Annotated in this window: 8 protein-coding genes; 6 read left to right on the top strand and 2 right to left on the bottom strand. The window is 30.3% G+C overall.

The window, feature by feature from the left end; genetic code table 11:
- Positions 1-20 precede the first annotated feature (20 nt).
- On the bottom strand, positions 21-1,292 hold the full coding sequence (locus AJ930_RS03640) for an MFS transporter (RefSeq protein ID WP_070274846.1): 1,272 nt from the start codon (positions 1,290-1,292) through the stop codon (positions 21-23).
- A 194-nt stretch (positions 1,293-1,486) separates the two neighbouring features.
- Here AJ930_RS03640 and topA point away from each other — a divergent pair, with 194 nt between their 5' ends.
- From topA to AJ930_RS03670, 6 genes are all read left to right on the top strand, one after another.
- Positions 1,487-3,589, top strand: coding sequence for a type I DNA topoisomerase (topA, locus tag AJ930_RS03645; protein ID WP_070273943.1), 2,103 nt, complete (start codon positions 1,487-1,489; stop codon positions 3,587-3,589).
- A 1-nt stretch (position 3,590) separates the two neighbouring features.
- Complete coding sequence (locus AJ930_RS03650; RefSeq protein WP_070274847.1) at positions 3,591-4,427, top strand: biotin synthase; 837 nt, start codon at positions 3,591-3,593, stop codon at positions 4,425-4,427.
- Positions 4,408-5,583 carry a cation:proton antiporter gene (locus AJ930_RS03655; protein WP_070274848.1) on the top strand — a complete coding sequence of 392 codons (1,176 nt, stop codon included), beginning with the start codon at positions 4,408-4,410 and terminating at the stop codon, positions 5,581-5,583. Before AJ930_RS03650 ends, AJ930_RS03655 begins: the two co-directional genes overlap by 20 nt.
- A gap of 114 nt (positions 5,584-5,697) precedes the next feature.
- Complete coding sequence (locus AJ930_RS03660; protein WP_070248629.1) at positions 5,698-6,966, top strand: citrate synthase; 1,269 nt, start codon at positions 5,698-5,700, stop codon at positions 6,964-6,966.
- Positions 6,967-7,046: 80 nt separating this feature from the next.
- Entirely contained in the window at positions 7,047-7,811 is a 765-nt protein-coding gene (locus AJ930_RS03665; protein ID WP_002866832.1) for a 3'(2'),5'-bisphosphate nucleotidase CysQ, read from the top strand.
- A gap of 39 nt (positions 7,812-7,850) precedes the next feature.
- Complete coding sequence (locus AJ930_RS03670) at positions 7,851-8,618, top strand: hypothetical protein (RefSeq protein WP_083263155.1); 768 nt, start codon at positions 7,851-7,853, stop codon at positions 8,616-8,618.
- A 3-nt stretch (positions 8,619-8,621) separates the two neighbouring features.
- Here AJ930_RS03670 and AJ930_RS03675 read toward each other — a convergent pair whose 3' ends face one another.
- Entirely contained in the window at positions 8,622-10,376 is a 1,755-nt protein-coding gene (locus tag AJ930_RS03675; protein ID WP_070274850.1) for a hypothetical protein, read from the bottom strand.
- Positions 10,377-10,481: the final 105 nt, after the last annotated feature.

Raw genomic sequence — 10,481 nt, forward strand, 5'->3', positions numbered from 1 at the left:
AATTAGCAAGATTTTTCTTGCTAATTTATCCTAGGTTTTTGCTTTAAAAATAAAAACACAATGCACACTATAAAAATTACTATTGACCATATTAAAAAAGCATCTACAAGACCCATTTGCCTAACGATAGGTTGAGAGATAATAGGACTTAAAAATTGTCCTAAAAATATACAACTTGCTAAAATTCCATAAGCCCTAGCGCGAGCATTTTCGGGACAGATTGAAAAAAGATAAGCCGTATTATTTACAAGCATAATACCTCCGCCCATTCCAAGCAAAGCTAAGGCGATTAAAACTGTGAAAAAGCTATCTACTAAAAAAAGCAGCAAAAAAGAACAAGATACGATAAAAAGAGTTAAAACATAGATAGTTTTAATACTTAAGAATTTTATAATATATCTATAGCTTAGAGAGAAAAAACCATAACATAGTGCAGACACAGACATCGAAATACCTATATATTTAGGGTCCAATCTTAAATGTTCTTCTATATAGTAAGGAAGTTGAGTTGGCGAAATATAATAAACTACCATGATAAAAAAACCTATAAAATAGATAGGAAAAAATTGCCAATAATTTGTTTTTGCTTCTATTTTTGTATGATTATAGAATTTAAATTTTCTAGGTTCAAAAAGATAAATGATAGCCATTAAGGTAATTAAAATTCCAAGTCCATACACCAAAAAAGGATAACGCCAAGAATAACTTGAAACAAATCCCGCAATAGAAATAAAAACAGCACCCCCTACCGCACAAAAAAATCCTTGAAGACTTAAAGCATTTTCTCTGCGATTAAAGCCACCGCGACTATAATAATCTCCAAGTAAAGCCGAAGCGCCTGTCATTATAAAAGCAGTTGCCATACCAAAAATAGCTCTTGAAGTCAGTATAGCATAAATATCATTTAAGAAAAAGCCACTTACCCCAGAAATAGTCCAAACCACCATAGCTGGAAGAATGAATTTTAATTTGCCAAATTTATCCATTAAAATACCAGCGAATGGAGATAAAATGACAACAAAAATAGCAGGAATGGTTAAAACTAAGCGAACAAGTATATCAAGATGAGCTAATGTGAAACTTGAAGCAAGAGTAGCGCCACTTTGGGTTAAAAGTTCTTCAAAATGTCTGTTGATAGCAGGCAGAGCAGATGAAATGACTACGCTTCCTAGCATAGTCATAGCGGCCATAGAAAACACAGCCGCTTTAAATCCAGACTTTTCAGTAATTTGAATTATTTTTCTATCCATTTTTGTGTCATTTGGATGAAATTTATAATTTTTGCTATTCATAATTTTTACCTTTTTTATTTTATTATACTCTAAAAATTATGATTTGTATTTAAAATTACTTAAAATTATATTTTATTTATTTTGCTATGATAGTTTTGTTTTTAAAATATTTTAGCCTAATTAAAATATATTTTATAAGTAGAATTTTAAATATTTTTAGCTAAATTCAGCTTTTTATTTAACAAGGGTGTAAAATGAAGAAAAATTTAATCATAGTAGAATCTCCTGCAAAAGCTAAAACCATAGGAAATTTTTTGGGAAAAGATTATGAAGTGATTGCTTCTAAAGGACATATTAGGGATTTACCTAAATCAAGCTTTGGGATTAAAATAGAAGATGATGAATTTATCCCTGAGTATAGAATCACAAGTGATCATAGCGCCTTAGTTAAAGAACTTAAAAGCAAAGCCAAAGATGCCAAAGAAGTTTATCTTGCAACGGATGAGGATAGAGAAGGAGAAGCCATAGCTTATCATATTGCAAAAGCTATAGGCAAAGATGAAAATACCTTACCACGCATCGTTTTCCATGAAATTACTAAAAGTGCTATAGAAAATGCTTTAAAAAATCCAAGAAAATTAGATATGCACTCTGTAAATGCCCAACAAACTAGACGCCTTTTAGATCGCATTGTAGGATATAAACTCAGCCCCTTATTGGGGCAAAAAATTCAAAGAGGACTTAGCGCAGGGCGTGTTCAAAGTGCGGCTTTAAAGATCATAGTCGATCGTGAAAAAGAAATTCGTGCCTTTGTACCACTGGAATATTTTAGCATAGATATGATTTTTCAAAAAGATTTGGATGCAGAACTAGTTGAATTTGATAAAGCTAAGATAGAAAAACTTACCATTATCAATAAAGATCGTGCCAAACTTGTACTGGAAGTTTGTAAAAATGAAGCTTATACTATAAGTGACATTGAAAGCAAAGAAAGAAAAATCGCTCCACCACCTCCTTTTATGACTTCAACTTTACAGCAAAGTGCTAGCAATCGCCTTGGTTTTAACCCTAAAAAAACCATGATGATAGCTCAAAAACTCTACGAAGGAGTAAATACTCACGAGGGCGTGATGGGGGTTATTACCTACATGAGAACTGATAGTTTAAATTTGGCCAAAGAAGCTATAGAGAATGCAAGAAAATTCATACAAGCAAATTTTGGCCAAGACTATCTTCCAAGCAAAGCAAATGTATATACTACAAAGGCCAAAGGCGCCCAAGAAGCACATGAAGCTATACGCCCTACAAATTTAAGTTTTACTCCAGAAATTGCAGCTAAATTTTTAGACAAAGATGAGTTAAAACTTTACACACTTATTTACAATCGCTTTTTAGCCTGTCAGATGAATCCTGCTATTTCTCAAACTCAAAATGTATTTGTAAAAAATGATAGAGCAGTTTTTAAAATAGGCGGTAGAAAAATCCTTTTTGAGGGATATTATAAAGTTTATGGTGATATGGATAAGGATAAAATTTTACCAAATCTTAAAATAGGCCAAAATTTAAAAGTGCAAAATTTAGAAATGAACTCACATTTTACTGAACCTCCTTCAAGGTATTCAGAAGCAGGACTTGTAAAAAAACTTGAAAGTTTAGGCATAGGTCGTCCTTCTACTTATGCTCCAACCATTTCTATACTTACAAGCCGTGATTATGTAAAAATAGACAAAAAACAACTCATTCCTAGCGAGGTTGCTTTTAATGTAACCGAAGTGCTTGAGAAAAATTTTAGCGATATAGTAGATAGCAAATTTACTTCAAATCTTGAAAACACTTTAGATGAAATCGCAGAAGATAAGGCAGATTGGCAAGAAACTTTAAAAGAATTTTACTATCCTTTTATGAGAAAAATCGAAGAAGGAAAAACAAAAATCGCCAGTCAAAAAACTGTTACAAAATTAGGTGAAAGTTGTCCTGATTGTGGCGGGGAACTTGCTATTAGAAAAGGACGTTTTGGAGAATTTGTAGCGTGTTTAAATTTTCCAAAATGTAAGTATTCAAGAAATTTAAAAAGTGAAAGTAAAAATGAAAGCGAAAATACTGCCGCAAAAGCTAAAGCTAATGGTACAGGTATTACTTGTCCAAGTTGTCAAAAAGGTGAAATCGTAGAACGCTTTTCAAAACGCGGTAAATTTTATGGCTGTAGCGCTTATCCAAAATGCAATTTTATAAGCAAATACAAACCAAGCGAAGAAAAATGCGAAGAGTGTGGCGAAACTTTAGTGATAAAAGAGCTTAAAAAAGGTACATTCTTAGAATGTTTAAAGTGTAAAATTAAAAAAGAAATGAAGGATTAAAATGCAAATCATGCTTTGTGCTATTTCAAATATAGCGAGTGGAAATTGTTCAGAAGACTGTAAATACTGTACCCAAAGTGCCCATGTAAAAACAGATATTCAAAAATATCGTCGTAAAGAACTTTCACAAATCGTTTTAGAAGCAAAAATGGCAAAGAAAAATGAAGCCTTGGGTTTTTGTTTGGTTACAGCAGGACTTGGGCTTGATGATGAAAAGCTTGAGTATGTTTGTGAGGCTGCTAAGGCCGTGCAAAAAGAAGTGCCTAACTTGCTTTTAATTGCCTGTAATGGCATGGCAAGCGTGGAACAACTCAAAGAACTTAAAAAAGCAGGAATTTTTTCTTATAATCACAATCTTGAAACTTCTAAGGAATTTTTTCCACAAATTTGCACCACTCATACTTGGGAAAGTAGATTTCAAACCAATTTAAACGCTAAAGAAGCAGGACTTATGCTTTGTTGTGGTGGAATTTATGGTATGGGTGAGAGTGAAGAAGATAGACTAAGTTTTAGAAAATCTTTGCAAGAATTACAGCCTTTTTCAACGCCTATTAATTTTTTTATAGCAAATGAAAATTTAAAACTACAAGTTCCAAGACTTAGTGCTGATGAAGCCTTAAAAATTGTTCGTGATACCAAAGAGGCTTTGCCTCAAACTGTAATTATGGTCGCAGGTGGGCGTGAAGTGGTATTGCGAGAAAGACAGTATGAAATTTTTCAAGCAGGTGCTGGGGCTATTGTTATAGGAGATTATTTAACCACTAAAGGTGAAGAACCAAGTCAAGATATAATAAAATTAAAAAAAATGGGATTTACTTTTGCATCAGAGTGTCATTGATACACAGGCTTTAATCGATTTAAAAATTCTTATTGTTATAGCCTTGTGTTTGCTTTTTTCTCCGCATATTGCAAGAATTTTTCGCTTACCTATTTCGGCTACTGAAATTATTTTAGGGGCAATAATAGCGTATTTTGGTTTCATAGGAAAAAGTGAAAATTTTGCACTTTTAGCCAATGTAGGTTTTTATTATCTAATGTTTATAGCGGGCATGGAGGTAAATTTAAGAGCCTTTTTTAATATGGATAAAGAAGTTGTCAAAAAAAGCTTTTTTTATATTTTTTTACTTTATGCTTTATCTTCTTTTATAGTATGGATTTTTGGACTTTCTTTAGTATTTGTTATCATTATACCTGTGATGAGTGTAGGGCTTTTATCTTTGCTTTTTAAGGATTTTGGAAAAGAGTGTTATTGGCTAAATATTGCTATGGTAGTAGCTACTTTAGCTGAGGTGATTTCTATTGTGCTTTTGACTATAGCGGGAGCTTTTTTGCGCGAAGGAACGGGTATTATTGATGTAGTGCAAAGTATTTTATATCTTAATATCTTTTTGGGGCTTTGTTTACTTGGATTTAAAATGCTTGGTGTGCTTTTTTGGTGGTATCCTCAGCTTAAAGTTGTGCTTATGCCATGGGAAGATAAAAATGAAAAAGATATAAGATTTTGTATGGCTATTTTTATACTGATTATTGTTGCTATGGTTATTACAAAACTTGAAATCGTTCTTGGTTCTTTTATAGCAGGTTCATTTATAGCTACTTTTTTTGATCATAAAAAAGATCTTGAGCACAAGCTTTCTACTTTTGGACACGGGTTTTTGATCCCTATTTTTTTTATCCATATAGGTTCAACCTTTGATCTTAAAATGATTTTAGATTATAAAATCGTTTTACAAGCATTTTTACTTATGTTTGTTATGGTGGGTTTAAGAATTTTATGTGCAAGTGTTTTTTTAAAAAGAATTGGTTTTAAAAATATGATTTTATTTGGTCTTAGTCATTCTATGCCTTTAACCTTGCTTATAGCAACAGCTACTCTGGGTTATTCGGGCAAGGTTATTGATGAGAAGCTTTATTCAGCACTTATTTTAACAGCGTTGTTTGAGGCTATTATTGTTATGAGTATGATTAAATTTCTTTCCAATTCTAAAAAATGAAAGTTACTTTTTTACTCAAAAAAGCAAACAAAATCTTAAAAATTTAATAATAAAAAAACTCATAATCGCCCTTTTTTGTTAGAATTAATAAAAGTAACAATAAAAGGAGCGAAAATGTCAAATTCCGTTACTATAACCGATAATAGAAATGGAAAAAGCTATGAATTTCCTATATATGATGGTACAACTGGCCCAAGCGTTGTGGATATGTCAAGTTTTTATAAACAAACAGGAATGTTTTCTTATGATGAGGGCTTGACTTCTACAGCTACTTGTAAATCAAAAATCACTTATATTGATGGAGAAAACGGAATTTTAATGCACCGTGGCTATCCTATAGAGTGGCTTGCTGAAAACAAACTTTATTTAGATGTGGTTCATCTTTTACTTTATAAAGAATTACCTGATGCTACGCGTCTTGAAGCGTTTCGTTATGAAATGAAAAAGCGTTCTTTTATCCATGAAGGTATGCATCGTCTTTTTGATTCTTTCCCTGATAATGCTCATCCTATGGCAGTTTTACAAGGTGCTGTTTCATCGCTTAGTGCTTTTTATCCTGATCATTTAAATATGAACGTAAAAGAAGAATATATGGAAATGGCAGCTAGAATAGTAGCTAAAATCCCTACTATAGTGGCCACTGCTTATAGATATAAACACGGCTTTCCTATGGCTTATCCAAATTTAGATCGTGGTTTTACAGAAAATTTCTTATATATGTTAAGAACTTATCCTTACGATCATGTAGAGCTTAAACCTATAGAAGTAAAAGCACTTGATACAGTTTTTATGCTTCATGCAGATCATGAGCAAAATGCTTCAACTTCAACGGTTCGTGCTGTGGGTTCAACTCATGCTCATCCTTATGCCTGTATAGCAGCAGGTATTGGTGCGCTTTGGGGTCATGCACATGGTGGAGCTAATGAAGGTGTTATTAGAATGCTTGAGCAAATAGGTAGTGTTGATAGGGTAGATGAATTCATCAAAAGAGCTAAAGATAAAAACGATCCTTTCCGCTTGATGGGCTTTGGGCATAGGGTTTATAAAAATTTTGATCCTAGAGCAAAAGTACTTAAAAAGCTTCGTGATCAACTTATTGATGAGTTGGATATTGATACCAATCTTATTAAAGTAGCAACGCGTATAGAAGAGATTGCTTTAAATGATGATTATTTTGTTCAAAGAGGGCTATATCCGAATGTTGATTTTCATAGTGGACTTATTTTAAAAGCCTTAGGTATTCCAAATGAAATGTTTGCTACTTTATTTGTTATAGGACGCACCCCAGGATGGATAGCTCAGTGGATAGAACAAAAAGAGCAAGAAAGTCTTAAAATAGTCCGTCCAAGACAACTTTATTTGGGTGAAACTAGTAAAATTTAATTAAAATTTTTGTGGAAATTAAAAATTCCACAAAATCTTCTTGTATAATTTTAAAAAATCTTATAGAAAGTCTTATAATCATGCTTAATCTTGATAAATTTTTAGAAATTGCTATAAATGCTAGCAATCAAGCTTCTAAAGCTATTTTAGAAGAGAGAAAAAATTTTAAAACTTGGGAAAAAGAAGATAAAAGCCCGCTTACATCAGCAGATCTTGCTTCTAATAAAATTCTAAATGATATTTTAGGTTCTACGGATATTAAAATTCTATCAGAAGAAAAATTACTCAGCAAAGAAGAGTGTGAAGAATTAAAAACTTTTTGGCTTATCGATCCTCTTGATGGAACAAGTGGTTTTTTAAAAGGCAGTGATGAATTTTGTGTTATGATAAGTTTAGTTCATGACAATCGCCCTGTTTTATCGCTTATACAAAATCCATCAAAAGGTGATATATTCTATGCTCATGCAAAAACCAAGGTTTATAAAAACGATAAACCTTTGCAAATTGACCAGCAAGAATACGAGAAAAATAAATATAAAGCCTTATTGAGTGTTAATCATCTTAGCAAAGAAGATGAAGACTTTGCAAAAGAGCATCAATTAGAAGCTATTAATATAGGTTCTGGATTGAAATTTTGTGCTATTTTAGAGGCTAGGGCAGGAGTTTATAAAAGATTTGAAAAGCTTAATATTTGGGATATTGTAGCAGGAGATTTTTTGATTAATCAAAATGGAGGATTTATGGGAGATTTTTCTAAAAAATACATTTTATATAACCCTTTAAATTATAAATCCAGTCCTTTTATTTGTGTTTCATCTAGGAATTTTTTACAAGATTTTTTATAAAATAAAGAATATAATTTTATATTTAAATAGTTTATAAGGATGAAGATGAGGTATTGTTTCATTTTGTTTTTAAGTTTAGTTTTAAGTTCTAATCTTTTAGCGAATAATTTTTCTCAGAAAAAAGTTATTAAAATTGAAAAAAGCGCAGATAGTTTTGAGCTAATAGATCTAAATCAAAATGTTGCAAATCCAAATCTAAATCAACAAAAAGCATTGTTTGATAGTTCTACTTTAATTGAAAAAAAATCGCAAATCACCAAAGATAAAGATATTGATTTTGCTATTGTATTAACTTTTAGGAAAAATTTTGGTTATTTTTTAGATGGTTTTAGGGTGAGTGATAAGGAATTTTCTACATTATTTGCTAAAAATTTGATTCAAAGTTTAAAGCTTAATTGGGTTAATTCTGCTGCAAATGGTATTTATCAAAGTCCTAAAACTTTGTCATATTTTAGCCCTAAGGATGCAAAACTTATAAATGTAAGTCCTTTTTTAACACAAGAAAAAGATAAGGCTAAAATGTATGCTAAATTTACAGATTATGTTGTGGTGGTAAATTTGCAAGATTTTTATGTAAATATTACAAATTATTTTATCACAACTAGTAAAGAGGGTGTGGCTAATGTTAATTTTAAAATTATTTCTACAAGCAATGGAAAAATTCTTTCAGCTAAAAATGCAAAATTAAATTTGACATTAAAAGATCAAGATGCAAAGCAAAATTATCAAGATATTATAAACCAAATGCCAAAAATGCTAGCTGATGTTATCAAAAACCAAATTTTCCACCTAAAGCTCTTAAACTAAGCTTTAGTTTAAGATATCTTTAATCAGTTTTTGCAAATTTCTTTTTGTTTCTTCTTGTTCTTTTATGATAAAACATTTTGCTTTTGGCCAAAAATAACTTTTAGGATTTTCAAATTTTCCCCAACGCCAATCAAATCTAGGATGTAAAAGAACTATAGTAGGAATATCCATAGCTAAGCTTAAATGCGCTATAGCACTATCAATACTAAGCATACAGTCAATATCATATAAATAATTTAGAGTATCATTCCAATTTTCTATAAGCTTGCTTCTATCTTCTATTACCTTAGGCAATTCTTCTTTTAATTGCATTTGAAAAGAAATGATTTCATAATCTAAGTCTTTTAATACATCAAATAAAAATTCAAATTTTACATTTCTTAATAAATCAGAATTTTCAGCATTAGGAGTAGCATAAAAAATACCAAGTTTTTTTCTTTTATTATGCGGTTTTTTCTGTGGCAATATAGGTGTTTTTAATCGTGAAATCTCATCAAGCTTAATATCAATAAAAAAAGGCAAAGAACAAATAGGAATAGCATAATCAAAATTTGTAGGTAGATTTTTTAAAACCTTTACATTTTTAAAAATATCATCATTTTGATTTAAAAATTTGATTTGATTTTTAAACATTTCATACATGGCACTTTGAGGAGCAAATAAAACCTTTGAAGCGATTTTGCAAAGTTTTTCTAAGCATCTTGCATACATTATAGTATCGCCAAAGCCTTGCTCGCAAAATACTAAAACTTCTTTATTTTTAAAAGCATCAACGCCAAATTTATTAAAAGCTTTTAAGCTTTCATTATAATGATAAGTAGAAAAAGTTTCATTATGAGCATAAAATAATCTGCTTTCATAATATTTCTTACCCTCTTCAAAATTATCATCCACTCCCATACGCATCAAAAGATAAGCCAAATCAAATTGATAGGTTGCATGAGAATCCAAGCTAAGACATTTTTTATAAGCATGATAAGCTTCTTGATAGTTTGAATTAAATTCTAAGACCTTAGCATAATTTTGCCAAAACTGTGCATGGTGTTGATTGGCTTCTTGTAGTGATTGAAAAAGTTCTAAAGAATCAGATATTCTAAAAAGCTTAAAAAGCAAGTATGCTTTTTGGGGTAAAATTTGATGAGTTAAAAAATCTTCTATTTTAGAAATAGTAAGATTTTCTTTGGTTTTACTATGAAGCCTATCTTCGAGTTTAATTAAATTAAGATTGGTTTGTTCAGCAATGATTCCTTTTTGTAGTTTATCAATCAAATCTTGCATAAAATGACACAAGTGCTCATGTGCATTTAATGCCTTGGTAAAATCATGTTTAAAATAAATTTCTGCATAATTTTTCCATAGATTAAGATTATACATATCTTTAGAAAGTAATTCTTTGAAAATTTGTTCAGATTCTTCTAGTTTATTACTCAGTTTATAAATAAAAGCCAATTCTAACTTAAGTTCATCTTCTAAATCATCTTTGCGAGTTAAAAGTGTTTGTAATAAATTCAAGGCTTCATCAAGTCTTAAATTTTCAATATAGCTTTTAGCAAGCATAAGACCATTAAAACTTGTAGGATTTAAAGAAAAAAGCTCTTGAGCATAATATAAAGCTTTTTGAAAAAGAGAAAGTTTATAAGAAGAAAGCATAGCAAATTCTAAAGCAAATTTTGGACTTTCTTTTAAAAATTGCTCACTCAAGTTTAAACATTTTTCATAATTAGCATTAAAATAATAATAATGAATTTTATCAAACATATTTTTCCTTGATAGTTACATTAAATCCAATATTATCTTATAAGTTGCATAAAAAGATAATTATATTTTTATAAAATTAAATAATAAAACAAAAATAAAAAAATA

This window comes from Campylobacter sp. BCW_6871 (genome assembly GCF_001762325.1).
Classification (GTDB): domain Bacteria; phylum Campylobacterota; class Campylobacteria; order Campylobacterales; family Campylobacteraceae; genus Campylobacter_D; species Campylobacter_D jejuni.